The organism is Rhodoferax potami (assembly GCF_032193765.1).
Taxonomy (GTDB): Bacteria; Pseudomonadota; Gammaproteobacteria; order Burkholderiales; family Burkholderiaceae_C; genus Allorhodoferax; species Allorhodoferax potami.
This window is the reverse complement of record NZ_JAVBIJ010000001.1, coordinates 1,306,759-1,322,270: the sequence shown is the minus strand read 5'-3', so window position 1 is coordinate 1,322,270 and position 15,512 is coordinate 1,306,759. Positions and strand designations below refer to the sequence as shown.

The 15,512-nt window shown below is 59.5% G+C and carries 14 protein-coding genes; 5 read left to right on the top strand and 9 right to left on the bottom strand.

Annotation, left to right across the window (positions count from 1 at the left end):
- Window positions 1-19 precede the first annotated feature (19 nt).
- Genes RAE21_RS06285 through mltG form a run of 4 tightly spaced genes read right to left on the bottom strand, consistent with a single transcriptional unit; the run spans window position 20 to window position 3,030 of the window.
- Window positions 20-382 carry a PilZ domain-containing protein gene (locus RAE21_RS06285; protein WP_313873019.1) on the bottom strand — a complete coding sequence of 121 codons (363 nt, stop codon included), beginning with the start codon at window positions 380-382 and terminating at the stop codon, window positions 20-22.
- Entirely contained in the window at window positions 379-1,386 is a 1,008-nt protein-coding gene (locus RAE21_RS06280; RefSeq protein WP_313880628.1) for a DNA polymerase III subunit delta', read from the bottom strand. The genes RAE21_RS06285 and RAE21_RS06280 overlap by 4 nt, the downstream gene beginning before the upstream one ends.
- A complete protein-coding gene (gene tmk, locus RAE21_RS06275; RefSeq protein WP_313880627.1) occupies window positions 1,383-2,039 on the bottom strand; it encodes a dTMP kinase in 657 nt (218 codons plus the stop codon). The genes RAE21_RS06280 and tmk overlap by 4 nt, the downstream gene beginning before the upstream one ends.
- Before the next feature lie 10 nt (window positions 2,040-2,049).
- A complete protein-coding gene (gene mltG / locus RAE21_RS06270) occupies window positions 2,050-3,030 on the bottom strand; it encodes an endolytic transglycosylase MltG (RefSeq protein WP_313880626.1) in 981 nt (326 codons plus the stop codon).
- A 46-nt stretch (window positions 3,031-3,076) separates the two neighbouring features.
- Between mltG and ygfZ the strand changes: the two genes are divergently transcribed.
- Entirely contained in the window at window positions 3,077-4,006 is a 930-nt protein-coding gene (gene ygfZ / locus RAE21_RS06265; RefSeq protein ID WP_313880625.1) for a CAF17-like 4Fe-4S cluster assembly/insertion protein YgfZ, read from the top strand.
- A gap of 104 nt (window positions 4,007-4,110) precedes the next feature.
- Window positions 4,111-4,746, top strand: coding sequence for a protein phosphatase CheZ (locus RAE21_RS06260; protein WP_313873024.1), 636 nt, complete (start codon window positions 4,111-4,113; stop codon window positions 4,744-4,746).
- A 21-nt stretch (window positions 4,747-4,767) separates the two neighbouring features.
- Here the strand turns inward: RAE21_RS06260 and RAE21_RS06255 are convergent, their stop codons facing one another.
- Together RAE21_RS06255 and RAE21_RS06250 are read right to left on the bottom strand one after the other, a co-directional pair.
- Window positions 4,768-5,634 carry a YbgC/FadM family acyl-CoA thioesterase gene (locus tag RAE21_RS06255; protein WP_313880624.1) on the bottom strand — a complete coding sequence of 289 codons (867 nt, stop codon included), beginning with the start codon at window positions 5,632-5,634 and terminating at the stop codon, window positions 4,768-4,770.
- 10 nt (window positions 5,635-5,644) lie between these two features.
- Window positions 5,645-6,640, bottom strand: a complete 996-nt coding sequence (locus RAE21_RS06250; protein WP_313880623.1) for an alpha/beta hydrolase — start codon at window positions 6,638-6,640, stop codon at window positions 5,645-5,647.
- 55 nt (window positions 6,641-6,695) lie between these two features.
- Between RAE21_RS06250 and RAE21_RS06245 the strand changes: the two genes are divergently transcribed.
- Complete coding sequence (locus RAE21_RS06245) at window positions 6,696-7,832, top strand: iron-containing alcohol dehydrogenase (protein WP_313880622.1); 1,137 nt, start codon at window positions 6,696-6,698, stop codon at window positions 7,830-7,832.
- Window positions 7,833-8,019: 187 nt separating this feature from the next.
- Window positions 8,020-10,743 carry an EAL domain-containing protein gene (locus RAE21_RS06240; protein WP_313880621.1) on the top strand — a complete coding sequence of 908 codons (2,724 nt, stop codon included), beginning with the start codon at window positions 8,020-8,022 and terminating at the stop codon, window positions 10,741-10,743.
- Here the strand turns inward: RAE21_RS06240 and RAE21_RS06235 are convergent.
- From RAE21_RS06235 to RAE21_RS06225, 3 genes are read right to left on the bottom strand one after another with little or no spacing between them, the layout of a single operon-like run.
- Window positions 10,740-11,726, bottom strand: a complete 987-nt coding sequence (locus tag RAE21_RS06235; protein WP_313880620.1) for an alpha/beta hydrolase — start codon at window positions 11,724-11,726, stop codon at window positions 10,740-10,742. The genes RAE21_RS06240 and RAE21_RS06235 overlap by 4 nt on opposite strands.
- The gene (locus tag RAE21_RS06230; protein ID WP_313880619.1) at window positions 11,723-12,874 is read right to left on the bottom strand and encodes a phospholipase; all 1,152 of its coding nucleotides are present in this window, start codon (window positions 12,872-12,874) and stop codon (window positions 11,723-11,725) included. Before RAE21_RS06230 ends, RAE21_RS06235 begins: the two co-directional genes overlap by 4 nt.
- Window positions 12,875-12,881: 7 nt before the next feature.
- Window positions 12,882-13,688, bottom strand: coding sequence for an HDOD domain-containing protein (locus RAE21_RS06225; RefSeq protein WP_313880618.1), 807 nt, complete (start codon window positions 13,686-13,688; stop codon window positions 12,882-12,884).
- A gap of 176 nt (window positions 13,689-13,864) precedes the next feature.
- On the opposite strand from RAE21_RS06225, the gene RAE21_RS06220 reads away from it, so the two are divergent.
- Complete coding sequence (locus RAE21_RS06220; protein WP_313880617.1) at window positions 13,865-15,481, top strand: methyl-accepting chemotaxis protein; 1,617 nt, start codon at window positions 13,865-13,867, stop codon at window positions 15,479-15,481.
- The last annotated feature ends 31 nt before the right edge of the window (window positions 15,482-15,512 follow it).

The window sequence follows — 15,512 nt, the reverse complement described above, 5'->3', positions numbered from 1 at the left end:
GCCCTCCGAGTCGTGAGTTTTAAACCGTTTGAGTAGGGCGCTCAGAGGCCATATGCGCCCCCAAAATCTCTTCTATTTTCAACTTGAGTGCCCGTGACTTCTCGTCTTTGGGGAACAAAATACCCACCCCTTGGGTTCTCCCGCCAGCAGCTTTGGCGGGTGTAACCCAGGCAACTTTCCCTGCCACGGGGTAGCGCTGCATGTCTTCGGGCAACGAGAGCAGCACATAGACATCATCACCCAAGCTGTAGTCGCGCGTTGTCGGTATGAATACGCCGCCCTCAGTAAACATGGGTATGTACGCAGCATAAAGCGCAGCTTTCTCTTTGATCGAAAGCTGGATAACGCTGGGCCTTGCACTAGCGGTAGGGGTACTGGTCATGGTCTCTTGGGTTCCCCAGAGTTTAGGACGGTTTGCGCTTTGGATACAAGCGACTCGGTCAATAGGCCGGCGTTGAAAGGATGATCAATTGTCTTCATCGACTGTGACAACTCCTTTGACCATGCAGACAGAGAAAACATGGGCGCTCGCACGTCCTGTAGAGCTTGACGTGGAAAAAAGCGGGGATCTGCGCCTGTAGAAACCACCATAAGATCGTGGCAAACCTTCTGAATCGCGTCAATCTGAGAGGCCGCGCTCCAATCTTTGAAAATGCTCACATCGCCCATGCGCAAAGCATGGGGGATGGCGGACCACCGATTGAGTGCGCCTTCTGTTTGCGCCAGTGTCAAGGCGAACTCAGGTCTGCCTCCGGATGCCTTGAGCGCCAGATTCATTTGCTCAGCAGTGACTGCTTGACCAGCCAACCAACTCTCGGCTTCTTGAAGAGGCGGCCATTGCAATGTGTGAGAAATACATCGACTACGGATGGTGGGTAGCAACTGGTGGGCAGATTCAGTGGCAAGGACAAACCGCACATCACCCGGAGGTTCCTCTAGGGTCTTGAGCAAAGCGTTCGCGGTTATGTGATTCATCTGCTCCGCAGGGAACACCACAACCACCTTGCCTCGCCCTCTTGCACTGGTGCGTTGCGAGAACTCCACTGCATCGCGCATTGCATCGACTCTGATTTCTTTGCTCGGCTTGCGCTTTTTGTCATCGACCTCGGCTTGGGCCTTTTCACTCAACGGCCAACCGAGCTCGATCATGGTGGTTTCGGGCATCAGCATGCACAAATCCGCATGCGTTCGCACCTCGATAGCATGACAACTGCCGCAGGTGCCGCACGCCCCTGCCCCGCTCGGCGCTTCGCAAAGCCAGGCACGCGCAAGCTCCATCGCCAGAGCGTACTGCCCCAGTCCGGACGGACCTTGCAAAAGCCAAGCGTGACCGTTTTGGCTCAATAAGGCGCTTCGCTGGCGCTCAATCCATGGTGCAAGGTTCATGCTTTCAGCAGTCCTCGCGTCACAAGTGCTGCCAGTACATCAGAGCGCACGGCAGCCATTGTTTGATCAGCATTGATCCTGGCAAAACGTGTAGGGTCCTCTTGTGCTCGCCGTTCGTAGGCCTCTGCCACTTTTTCAAAGAACGCCTGAGGTTGCGATTCAAATTTATCCGGTATCCGCGCACCCGCGAGCCGCTGGGCCGCTACGGTGGCCGGCAACTCGAACCATATAGTCAACAGCGGCTTTATGGGTTGCGGCAAAGTAGCGTCGTTCTTCGCAACCGGCGGAGTTTGCACCCAAGCTTCAAGGGTCTCCAAGGTGCTCCAAGCGCAACCTCTGCCCCCGCCTTGATAGGCAAAGCTAGCATCAGAAAAGCGGTCACACAGAACCACATCGCCACGCGCTAATGCGGGCCAAATCACCTGTTTTAAGTGATCGCGCCTCGCGGCAAACACAATCAGTGCCTCAGTCATTGCGTCCATCGGGTCATTCAAGACCAAACCCCGCAGCTGCTCCGCCAACGGCGTGCCACCTGGCTCCCGCGTCAAGGTGACTCTGGCGCCCGAGGCTTCGAACGCTAGCCGGACAGCATCGATATGGGTCGATTTGCCCGCTCCATCGATACCCTCAAAACTTATAAACAGTCCCTGCATAACTTCTGGCTCAGCGCCCTCTTTGGTACTTGTCGACTGCCCTATTGTGCTCGTCCAACGATTCGCTGAAATAGCTGCTTCCATCTCCTCGGGCCACAAAATAAAGTGCCTTGGATGACACCGGTTGAATCGCGGCAATGAGTGCAGATTTCCCCGGTAAAGAAATCGGGGTCGGAGGCAGACCATTGCGGGTGTAGGTGTTGTAAGGGGTATCCGCCAGCAAATCGGAGCGTCGCAAGTTGCCGTCGAAACGTTCGCCTAAGCCATAAATCACCGTCGGATCGGTTTGCAAGCGCATTCCAATTTGCATCCGGTTGTGAAATACCGATGAAATCAACGTTTGGTCCGCCGTCTTGCCTGTTTCTTTTTCAATGATGCTGGCGAGAATCAAAGCCTGCTCGGGCGTTTGCAAATGCTGGTTTGCTCGGCGAAGGCTCCACGCGGCCTCGAGTTGCTTGTCCATTGCTTTGAGGGCCTGCCCGAGTACATCCATATCACTGCTGCCCTTGGCATAGGTGTAGGTGTCAGGAAAAAAGCGCCCTTCCGGATGTTGCCCGGGTCTCCCGAGGGCTGCCATGATGGCGTCGTCCGACAAACCCCGGCTGTCTTGTTTGAGTGCGTCGGCTTTGGCCAAGGCCTGTCTTGCTTGGCGAAATGTCCAGCCTTCCAGAATGGTGACGGACCTGAGCGCTTGGTCACCGCGTACAAACTTTTCCAGCAACGTCCGGGGCGTGATACCTGCATTCAGCTCGTAACTGCCAGCGCGGATTTGGCGCGATTTGCCAGAGAGCCGGAACCATGCATAGAGCAGGTCTTCCGACACATCCACTCCCGAGCCTGCCACCTGATGTGCCACTTCACGCGCACTACTTCCTGCGTCTATATGAATATCAACCACTGTTGATTCCAACTTCAGCGGTGACTGAACCCATGCAAAGCCCGAAGCCACCAAGGCGACAACTGCCAAAACGACGGCAATGAAAAAGCGCACGGCCCTACTCTCTGTCTGGATGAAACGAAGAATGATAATTCAGGCTATGACCGTACTGAACGCATCCACACCATTCGCCCTGCCTGCCGGGGTGGCAAGATTGACACATTGGGGCGTGATCCGACTTCACGGCGCCGACGCTGCCAAATTCATTCATGGCCAACTGACGCAGGATTTCTCCCTGCTGGGCTCAGATCAAGCTCGCTTGGCAGCTTTTTGCAATGCCAAAGGCCGCATGCAGGCCAGCTTCGTCGGATTTAAAGCATCAGATGGCGATATCTTTTTGCTTTGCAGCAAAGATCTGCTGGCTCCTACGCTCAAGCGTCTATCGATGTTTGTGATGCGCGCCAAGGTTCAGTTGAGTGACGTGTCGGACAGCTACGCCATCTGGGGACTCTCTGGAGACGCTACTAAAACCACAGCTGGGACGCATGACCAGGCTTGGTCCAAGGCTGACTTGGCGGACGGCACCGCCATTACGCTTTATCCCTCGGGCCCCACCAAGCGTCAACTCTGGGTGAGCCCGGTCAATGCACCTCAACCAGAAGGTGCGGAAATGAGTTTGCAGACCTGGCAATGGGGAGAAGTCATCAGCGGCATCGCCACCGTGACACAGCCGGTCTATGAGGCTTTTGTGCCGCAAATGTTGAACTACGAGTCTGTAGGCGGGGTCAACTTCAAAAAGGGCTGCTACCCGGGCCAAGAGGTGGTAGCTCGCAGTCAATTTCGGGGCACATTAAAGCGACGCACCTACCTCGCACACACAGCTGTCGAACTTTCGCCGGGCCAAGACGTCTGTGTGGCTGAAGACAGTGACAGCGTCGTTGGCCAAGTCGTGCAAGTTGCGGCCTGCCCTGCCGGGGGATATGACGCCTTGGTGGTGTTACAGACCTCTCACCAAGACGCTGAATTGGCAGTTGCCGAGGCTAGGCTCACGCTCCAACCTTTGCCTTATCCGTTGTTGGAAGACATTTGAGGCCTGTTTACCATCTGTTTATCGGGGTTGACGGGTTGCATGTGACGCAAGGCAGCCCATAATAAGCATTGAACGACACCGCGCCCGAAGGACTACGACCGCTTATGTCTACACCGCTTAGCAAAGAAGAAGCTTTTGCCCGATTGGGTTCTATCACCCGTGAAATGCACGAAGCACTCTCGGTATTGGGCGCGAACCAACTCCATAACATCGTCGAAGAAATTCCGAACGCCCGCGATCGCTTGGCCTATGTGGGCAAGATGACCGAAGACGCGGCCAACAAGGTGTTGAACCTGGTCGAAGAAGCCAAGCCCGCTTGCGATGACTTGGCGAAACGCGGCGACGAACTGGGTGCTGCGCTCACGCGCTTGGCGCAGAGTGCGGACTACAGCGATGAGAAAGCCAAGGGCCTTTTAGTGACTTGCGGAAAGTTTGCCCACTCCACGGCGCAGTTTTCATCCAAGCAGGCCGAGGTCTTGAGTGACATCATGATGGCCCAGGATTTCCAGGATCTGTCGGGCCAGGTGATCAAAAAGGTGATCGACATCATCACCCGGACCGAAATGCAATTGGTCCAGCTCCTGATCGACAGTAGCCCGGAGGCTGTGGTGAGCACAAAGGCTGCTGCAACCGAAGGCACCGTGTCCGTAGACGACCATGTGCTCGAGGGGCCGCAAACTGCGGACAACGCACTCAAGCAAGATGATGTGGATGACTTGCTGGCCTCGTTAGGCTTTTAACTTAAGCCCGGCGGCCGCTCTTCAGGGCCAGCGAATTTCCATCTCTTGGTGGGCAATGCCCGCCTCTTTGAATTCTGGCCCTACGGGCTCAAACCCTTCTTTTCGATAGAACCCGGCTGCGCTTGTTTGGGCGTGCAGCACGATGGCTCTATCCCCGCGCTGCTTGGATGCGTTCATCAAGGCGTGAAGTACTTCTCGTGCCAAACCCTGGCCGCGCAAGGCCGGGTCTGTGGCCATCCGGCCGATGCGGCCGGTTCCGGGTGCGTGCACCAGAAGCCGTCCGCTGGAAACCACTCGCCCTAAACCATTGACCACGGCCGCGTGTATCGCCGATTCATCGGCGTCGTCATAGACCAGAGTGGGCGATATCTTTTGTTCGTTCACAAACACGCTATTTCGCAAGGGCGTGATGCTTTCGCCCAGAGCCTGCCAAGACCCTGTAATCGTCTCGATCATGGGCGTGCCCGCTTCGAAATCCGTGAGAACCTTTCTTAGTACTGTGGGAACTTGGCGGGACGTGCGGCTTTCGGGATCAGCGAACACATAAATCAGCTCAGCGCTGACGAGTAGTGCGCCGTTGTGAAACACCGCACCTGCATACCGCAGTGAACTATTGCCGATGGACTCCAGCCGGAGCCCCACTTGCAGCAACTCGTCATAGAGCGCCGGAGCGTGGTATTCCAAGGTGGCTTTTTTGACGAACAAATCACCCTCCAACGACGCCATCGTGTCGCCGTAAGGGAGCGCCAATACACGCCAATAGGCACCCATGGCGGTGTCGAGGTACATCAGGTAATGCGCGTTGAATACGATCTTTTGCATATCCACCTCCGACCATCGCACCCGTAGCGGGTGCAAGAACCTGAAGTCTTGGAGCGAAGAATTCATGATGTCAGCCTCAGGTAGTGGTGTGGAGTGCCGCGCGCAGCGCGCGGGCGGCATCGGCATGCGCGTGGGCCGCCTCCGGGATGGCGCGGCCCATTTTGATGAACTCGTGGACAACGCCCCGGTAAATTTCCAGATCTACCGGCACACCCGCCATGCGCAGGCGGTCGGCATACTGCACCCCCTCGTCTACCAAGGGGTCGCATTCGGCAAGCCCTATCCATGCAGGCGCCGTACCGGCAAGATCGGCTTCCAGTCCGTCCGGGCGCACGCCGTCCAGCGGGGCAAAGCGCCAGTCATCCCGGTCAGCTGGTGTGCGTATGTAGTGATCGAAAAAGTAAGTGATATTGGTCTCGTCGAGAACAAAGCCTTTGGCATAGCGGCGGTGTGACGGCGTGTTTTGGTGACCGGCACAACCTGGATAAAAAAGCAACTGCAAGGCCAAAGGCAAGCCCTGATCCCGCGCTTCAATGGCGCATGCGGCAGACAAAGTGCCTCCGGCACTGTCCCCGCCAATGGCCATGCGCTGGCCATTCAACCCGCGTTCGGCACCATGGCGGGTGAGCCATTGCAGGGCATCCCAGCTGTCCTCATGCGCTGTCGGGAATTTGTACTCCGGGGCCAACCGGTAGTCGAGGGCGACCACGGCGCAACCTGCCAGGTGGGCCAAGCGGCGGCAAAGGCCGTCGTGGGTGGCGAGGCTCCCCACGGTAAAGCCACCACCATGCAGATACAGCAGCACCGGCAAAGCCGTGTGATCCGGTGCGTAGTGGCGGGCAGGAATCGCGTATCCATCGCGCGCCGGGATTGAAAAGTCTTCGACCCGCGCGAGCTTTTGTACCGGCAACTCCAGCACATTGGCCGCTGCCGCATAAGCCGCTTTGGCTTGGGTTGCTGAGAGTGCATGCATGGGCACGTGCCCTGCCCGGGCAATACTGTCCACCACCTTCAGCGTGGCCGGAGTGAGCAAGGCACGCGGGTTGGCGTGGCGGTCAAAATGGGGACTCATGGAACGTAGTGAATTGGGTACATTGGAAACCTGTTCAATCCTACACGGCGACACCATGGCTTTGATTCAATACCTGACCCAGATCCAGTTTGAATGTGGCGCACTGCGCCTGCTGCGCAGTGAGTGCGAGCGCGTCGGCATCAGCCGCCCGTTGATCGTGACAGATGCGGGCGTCAAGGCCGCCGGTATCTTGCAGCGGGCCTTGAATGCCTTGGGGGACATGCCCGCAGCCGTCTTTGACCAGACCCCTTCCAACCCCACCGAAGCCGCAGTGCGGTCGGCCGCTGCGCTTTACCGGGCACGAGGCTGTGATGGTTTGATTGCGGTGGGCGGCGGCTCCGCCATTGACTGCGCCAAAGGCGTTGCCATCGCGGCGACCCATGAAGGGCCGCTAACCCACTACGCCACCATCGAGGGCGGCTCTGCCCGCATCACCGACAAAGTCGCTCCCCTGATCGCGGTACCGACCACCAGCGGCACCGGCAGTGAAGTGGCGCGGGGTGCCATCATCATTGTGGATGACCATCGCAAGCTTGGTTTCCATAGCTGGTACCTGGTGCCCAAGTCGGCCATCTGCGACCCGGAGCTGACCCTGGGCTTGCCAGCGCGTCTGACCGCTGCAACCGGCATGGACGCGGTGGCACACTGCATGGAGACCTTTATGTCTGCCGCTTTTAATCCGCCGGCGGACGGCATCGCCCTCGACGGCTTGGAGCGGGCATGGGCCCATATCGAACGCGCCACTACCGATGGCACGGATATCGAGGCGCGCCGCCAACTGATGAGTGCCAGCATGCAAGGCGCCATGGCGTTTCAGAAAGGTCTGGGTTGTGTGCATTCGCTCAGCCACAGTCTGGGCGGCGTGGATCCGCGCTTGCACCATGGCACCCTCAACGCCATGTTTTTGCCGGCGGTCATTGCATTCAACGCAGAAGCTGATTCTGTGAAAGCAGACAAGCGCCTGCAGCGCATGGCCCATGCCATGGGTTTGAACTCCGCTGCTGATATCGGAGACGCTGTCAAAGACATGAGCGCCCGACTAGGCCTGCCCTCGGGTCTCGCCGCCATGGGCGTCACCGAAGATCTGTTCGACAAAATCATCGCGGGCGCCATGGCGGACCACTGTCACAAGACCAATCCACGCTTGGCCAATGAGGAGGACTACAGGGCCATGCTGGCCAAGGCGATGTAGGCTATCTTTACCCTCGTGAGCGCTATCCGGGGTCAGATAGCGCTATACACTGCGCAGCGCCTTCATCATCCGCGCTGCAGCGCTCCATTCCGCCGTCGCTATGCCCCAGGTAAAACAGAGAGCCACACAACGACTACCTTTTTTCCGCGGAAGCTATCCCCTGCTCTACTTCGCGATTCTGGTGATCATGGTCGCTGTGAGCCTGACGCGGTATCACTTGCTCATCAAAGACATTGTTGCCGAGGCCACGGAAGACCGGGCCTTGCAACTGGAGCTGCTGGGTGCGTATGTTCCAGACAATCTGCTGCGCAAAAGCCTAGTCTCCCATGGCACCGAGATCCAAGACTCCTTGGACGAGGAACTGGGCAGGCATCGCGGTGTGCAGTCCCTTCAATGGGAGTTTGACGGTCGCAGCTACACCAGCGACAGGTCCGGTACGTCGAGCGCCCAAGTCCCCCGCTGGTTTGCTGAGCTCGCCAACCTTGCGCCGTTGCAACAAGAGTTCGAGGCCCTCTCCCCTCAAGGCAGCAAGGCCCGCTTGACGGTCCGGATGCGAGGCGACACCACCCTGCAAAAGAGCTGGGTCACTGTGATGCGGCAGATCCCGGTGTCTCTGTTGATCATCGTGACGGTGTTCACCTTGTTGTCGCTGCTCTTAAGGGTCAATTCCCGCTTGCTGGAGCGTTTAAGTTTCGCTACCGACACGCTGCGTTCCGGGGAGTTGGGGGTGCGGATGGTGGAAACCGGCACTTCCGAAATGCGCGCGGTGGCCCAGACCTTTAATGCCATGGCGGCAGAAATCGAGTCCTTGGTGCACTCCTTGCGCCAGAGCAAAACAGATCACCATGAGCAGGTTCACTTCACACATCAATTCATCAATGCGCTGCCACTTCCTGTTTTTTTAAGAGATCAGGACGGCACCTGTCTTGGGGTCAACAAAGCCTGGGAAGAGTTTTTCAACCACCCTTCCGGCGCGGTGGTGGGCGGCCGCTTGCTCAGCGATTTCGCCAACTTTCCCCGCGGGACCAACCAGTATCAAAAGTTCGGTAAACCGCGGGAGGATCACGAGATCCAGATCCTGGTCGATGAACACCAGGTCCGTGACATGGGCTACTACAAGGCGCCGTTCACCCTCCGGGACGGTACCCAGGCTGGCACCATCGGCGCACTGGTAGACATTACCGACCGCAAGAACGCCCAAGCAGCGCTGTTGGCCGAGAAAGAGCGCGCAGTAGTCACGCTCTCGTCGATCGCAGACGGTGTCATCACGACCAATGCCGCCGGGCGCATTGAAACCATGAACGAGGCGGCCCAGTACCTGACAGGCCACCAGTTGGTGCAGGCTGTGGGGCTGCCACTAGCATCCGTTTTTCGCCGGGACCCCACCTCTCAACCACTGCCAGAGGGGCTCCAGGTGAATCAGTTGCACCTGGTGCAATCGCCGGTCCACGCCTTGAATCAGCTTCTGGTGCATCGCTCCGGCGAGCGCTACGCCATCGAATTCACGGCCTCTCCGATCCGTTATTCGGGGGGCGAGGTGTCCGGTTGCGTGCTGGTGTTCCGTGATGTCACCGAAACCAACGCGCTGAAGAATGAAATTTCATGGCAAGCACGCCACGACCCCCTCACCGGATTGAACAACCGCACCGCACTGGGTGAGCGGCTCACCCACGCGCTGTTTCAGGCCCGCGAATCCGGGCAGAGCCTGGCGCTTTGCCTGCTGGATCTGGACCATTTTCAGGCGATCAATGAATCCGAGGGGCAGCGAATCGGCGACCGTCTGCTCAAAGAAGTCGGTCTGCGCCTGCGGCGCTTTGTCAAAGACGAATCCGACATCGCAAGGCTGGGTGGCGATGAGTTTGTGGTGCTGTTTCACGAAAGTGCACAGGGGCCCCGGTTGTTTGCACGCGTGCGCGAGTTGCTGGGGGCTCTCGCCCAGCCCTTTGCCATTGACGATGTCACTGTGAGCTGCACGGCGAGTGCCGGCATTGCGGTATACCCGATGGACAACGCGAGCCCCGATACCCTGCTACGACACGCCGATCAGGCCATGTACCAAGCCAAGCAGGCAGGCAGAGGCAACCTCCATTTGTTCGATGCCTTGCAAGACCAGCAGGTTCAAACCACCCACACCCGCATGGCCCGGATCGGCGAGGCCCTGCAGTCCGAAGAATTCCGCTTGCACTACCAGCCCAAGGTGTATTTGCGCAGCGGCGACATCATCGGTTTCGAGGCCTTGCTCCGCTGGCAGCATCCGGAGGACGGCTTGGTGGGCCCGCAAGCCTTCCTGCCTTTGATTGAAGAGACCGACCTGATCGTCGACACCGGCAACTGGGTGCTCTCGCAGGCCATGCGGCAATTGCAGCAGTGGGTACAACAGGGGCACGCCTGGAAAGTCAGCGTGAATATTGCCGCGCGCCATTTCCACCGGCCGGATTTCGTGGACTCGCTGCGATCCCTGCTGTTGGACTACCCCTCCGTCCCCGCCGGGCTGCTGGAGCTCGAGATCTTGGAGTCCGCTGCGCTTCAGGACATTCAATACATGCGCCACATGATGCAGGAGTGTCAGGCCTTGGGCGTGAGCTTTTCGCTTGACGACTTCGGGACCGGCTTTTCGTCTTTGTCATACCTGAAACGACTGCCGGCGGAGACCATCAAAATTGACCGCATGTTTGTCGACGGCATTCTGACCGACCCGGAGGACAGCACCTTGGTGAGCGCGATCGTCGGTCTGGCCCGTGCGTTCGACCGCGCGGTGATTGCCGAAGGCGTAGAGACCGATCAGCAAGCAGAAAAGTTGTTGTCCTTGGGCTGCGAAATGGGCCAGGGGTATGGCATTGCCAAGCCCATGCCGGCGGATGCGGTGGTGCCGTGGGCTACGGCGCGCCGCACGGCGAAAGCCGTGCTCTAGCGCAATCGGCTGGAGAGCGCCGGGCTCAGCGTGGCCAGAAAACCCTCTACCGTGTCGGTGTAGTTGCCGGCCAGCCCGAGGTTCTTGTTGATCTCGCCATGGCTGAGGTCCTGGCCGGAGACCTGCACCTTTACCCCCATGACGAGGGCCTGTTGGCTGAATGCCTGGGCCTGGGCACAAGAGTCGCCCCTGCGGGTGGAGCACACCGCCAGCATCGGTTTGGCAGCGCCCTGCAGCTGGTGCAGTGGCGATACCGCACGCCAGAAATCTGGATCGGTGCCAAACGCCGGGTCATACAGCTTGTAGTGCCGCGCTTTCATGATGCCGGCCACATCGAGCGCCGCACTGTCGAGCAGCACCGAACCGAGCCAGCCTTGGGCACCTGCTTGAGGCCCATACACAGACGACGCCGACAGCAAAGCCACCAGATGGGCCCCGGCCGAATGACCCATGAGCACAAATTGCTTGGGGTCTGCACCCCAGCTACGCGCCTGGTTTTGCGCCACTGACAAGGCTTGCGCGACATCGCGCACCTGGTCGAGAGGATCGGCCTCGGGCAGCAGGCGGTTGTTGATCGAGACGAATACCAAACCCTTGGCAAGCCAGCGATGGGCTTTGTTGTCCACCACATTGCCATTGCGCTTGTCGCCGGTGCGCCAGGCCCCCCCGTGCACCATGAAAATCACCGGTGCCGGGCCCCCCGCCTGGGTGTCGGGCAGATAGACATCCATTTTTTGCAGGGCGTCGCTGCCATAAGGCACGTCGCGCAAGACCCTGAACCGCGCTTCGCTGGGAGTGCCGCCGTCCGGGGCCTCGAGTGACTCTTCGGCGCCGCGCCGGTCTCCGTTGTCCCGCCGCTCCATGATGCGCTGTTTGATCCGATCCAGCACATTGTCCGCATGGCTTGGCGTGGCGCTGGCCCAGAGGGCCGCACACAGCAAGGGGAGTAAGTATGTGCGGAAGCCGGAGCGCGGAAGATTCATAGCGGGTGTACCTGGTTCATGTCTGGCTTGTCCAGCCAGGCGATGAACTCGTCCACCATCTGCTGGCTTGCGCCCGTCGCGGCATTCCATGCCTTGACGCGCGCATCCAGATCATTGCCGTAGTGCGTAAAGTCTGTGCGGTCCGGAAGTTTGCTGTTCGGTAAAGTTTTCACCCAATCCGGGTTGGGAGCCAGCAAGACCATGGTGTCCAGAAACGGCGTGCTGCGGTGGCGCCATTTCAGCCCTTTGTCCAACCAACCCGGCACCACACTTTGCTGGAAATGCGGGTACAGCACCAAGCCTTTAGGGTCAAAAGTACCGGTAGCCCCCGTATTCATTGCGGGATTAGCTCCTGAATATGTAGCAAGCTCCGCCCCTGGGTAGTTGAGGTGCAGGTGGTAATCAGTGATGCCACCATCCCAATACGCGCCTTTGGGTGCGCCGGGGATATCTTGGATGGCCCGCAAAACAAACGGAATCGAGCAGCTGGCCTGCAGCGCAGGGTTGAAGTTGGTCTCGCTCAAGAGCACGCGCCGTGTGCGGTAGTCCTGGGTCGCAAATGGCAGGGGCGCCGGGCCCTCGCCTGCCCTGCCGCTTGAAAACACCACCCGCTCCAGCCAGGCACCCATGGCCTTGCGTTTCACGGTGTTCGTTAAAAAGGCGCCCAAATAACCCAGCGGGGTGCGCAGGCCATGCTCGGTGCCCAGCATGTGCCTGCCGCGGGAGGTCACGATGTGCAGCCGGTACCTTGGGTGGCTCAGCACCTCGGGGACGCGGCCTCCATAAAAAGCGAGCAGGTTGCGCCCGAAGGTTTCGCTCACCTGGTCTGCGCTGACCCGCTTTTGTCCGGGCGCAAGCTCGTAATGCTGGTGGATGTAGTCGTGCTCCAAGCGCTGAAAGGCAGACACCGGGTCATTCAGGCAGGCAGTCGCCATGCGCCACGCTCCGATGGAGGCGCCCACCAGATCCACCGGCTGGTTGGATCGCTGTAGCCAATCCCCAAACAAAAAGCGGTCCATCGGGCCAAGGATCAGCCCTTTGGGCCCGCCGGCAGCGCCGGGAATGGTGCGGATGTGTTCTGGTTGCAAGCCGTGCGCGGCCAATGACGCGCGGGCCGTCGGGCCCGCATAGATGTGAAGTGCTTTCATATCCGGTTCAGGTGTGGGCTGCCCAGTCAAACGGGTCTTGTTGCAGCACCATGTCGATGTTCAGGCCCAGCGCAATGCCGACGGCATCCGGGTAGGTCACGGCCAGCCCTTTTTCGCTCAAGCCCGCCTCCTTGGCGCGTGCCCGCCAGGCGGCGAGGTGAATCACGCCGGCCAGAGGCTCGTAAACATTGTTGTCAAACGGGGCGTATTGGTGCTCAATGGCATCCACCATCGGTTTGGGAAACTGCCACATCCGCGCATAGCCGGCGCCCACGCTGGCATAGCAGTAGCCCAGCACAGTGCGCTCTACAAAGGCGCGGTTCATGGCCAAGGGGGCGATTTCGTTGTCCAGCATGGCGCACACATCGGGCATCGCCAGGTGCATGGCGAGCTCGCCCACCGCATGGATCAGCCCGGTGGTAAACGCCGCCTGGGCGTTGAGCCGGACCAAGGTGGCCAGCGAGCGCGACACCTTGGCTACGTTGAGGCTGTAGTCCCAGAACTGCGGCAGCTGGATGCCTGGCACCGCTTTGGGCGACGCCACCTCGGCGGCGGCTTGCGCCATCATCCGGACGTGGCTCAAATCCAGCAGCGCAAGGGCCTCAGAGACCGTGCTGATCTTGCCCGACTGCTGAAAAAAGCTCGAATTGGCCAGCTGGAGCAGCCGGCTGGTCAGCGCAGGGTCAGTGCTGATCAGGCGGTTGATTTTGTGCAGGTCCGCCTCGGGTTGGCCCAGCTCGCTCAGCAGCAGCGCCACCACTTTCGGAATGCTGGGCAGGTGAAACTGCTGTTCCAGCAAGGCACTGAGAATCATGTAGGCAAGCTCCGCAAAATGGTCTATCCAACGGCCAATTATCACAGGGGGCTGTGGAGCCGCCGCCTTTTGCTTTATTCGTTCACTGACAACGTGTTTTAACTGAATCCAATGCCGCTGTTGCTGCGTAACCAACGTGGGCCATTTGATTTTTTGCGTTATCAGGGACTATTTTCATGAATTTTCATCAACAGTCGGTTGGAAAAAAGCTGTTCATTGCCTTTTCTATTCTGGTCACCATCCTCGTGGGGGTGTCGCTGATTGCCATTCAGAGCCTGAGCCAGGCGCAGCAAGACTTTGATGGCTTTGTCAGTGATGAATTCAGCCGTGGCAGCCTGGCCCGTGATATCCGGGCCGCCGCGAGCGCCCGGGCCATCTCGGCACGCAACCTCATTATTTTGAATGGCCCGGAAGACATCAAGGCAGAGTCCCTCGCGGTGCAAGTCGCCCACGACCGGGTGCAAGAGCGCCTGGCACTGCTCAAGAGCACGGTGGCCAAGGCGCAAGGCGTGGGTGCTGACGAGCGCGCCCTGCTCGACAAAATCGACAAACTCGAGCAGCAATACGGGCCGGTGGCCCTTGCCATCGTGGCGAAGGCGGTCTCGGGCCAAAAAGAAGCGGCCATTCTGCAGATGAATGAGCAATGCCAGCCCTTGCTCAAACAGCTGATCAGCTCCACCAGCGAGTATTCCAAGCTGATCGCAGCGGCCGGCGGCAACGAGATCAAACGCTCGGGCGAAAAATTCCGCACCAACCGGTTGATGTTGGTGGCGGGCTCCATTGCCTCCGTGGTGATTGCGATTCTCTTGGCCACACTGATTCACCGTAGCTTGATGCGCTCGCTGGGCGCAGATCCGGCCCAACTCAGTGCTGCAGCGCGGCGTGTGGCCTCGGGCAATTTGGGCCCCGTGGATGGCAGTGCCAACGCGCCCCACAACAGCGTGCTCGCCTCTCTGGGCGAGATGCAAATCGCGCTAGCCGGCATTGTGTCGGGCGTGCGCAGCTCGGCCACCTCGATCGAAGCAGGATCGCGGGAGATTGCCAGCGGGAACAACGACCTTTCGCAGCGCACCGAGCAACAGGCCCACAGCATCCAGCAAAGCGCCGCCTCGATGGAGGAGATGACGGTCAATGTGCAGCAAAGCTCAGAAACCGCCCTACAAGCCACCCGCTTGGCGACCAGCGCACGTGCTGCGGCAGAGCATGGCGGCACAGTGGTCTCGCAAGTGGTGAGCACCATGGAAGACATTTCCAGCAGCTCACGCCGCATCGGAGACATCATCAGCGTGATTGACGGCATTGCGTTTCAGACCAACATTCTGGCGCTCAATGCCGCCGTGGAAGCAGCCCGTGCCGGCGAGCAAGGGCGCGGCTTTGCAGTGGTGGCGACCGAGGTGCGCACCCTGGCCCAGCGCAGCGCGCAGGCCGCCAAAGAAATCAAAACCTTGATCGAAGCCAGTGTTCAACGGGTCGAGGCTGGAACCACCTTGGTGCACTCCGCCGGCACCGCCATGACGGGCATCGTCGTCGAGGTCAATCGGGTCGCGGATCTGATTGCCACCATCAGCAGCGCGACCCGCGAGCAGAGCACCGGCATCAGCCAGATCGGCAGCGCGGTGTCGCAAATTGACCAGACCACCCAGCAAAACGCCGCGCTGGTCGAAGAAATGGCCGCAGCTGCTGCCACGCTCAACGAGCAGGCCAATGCGCTGGTGGAGTCGGTGGCCGTGTTTCAGGTCGGCGAAGGGGCAGCCACGGGCTGGGGTCAAGCCCGGCCGCTGGCCCTGCGTTGAACAAGCACCCGCCCACCCAGCCAGTGGTGGG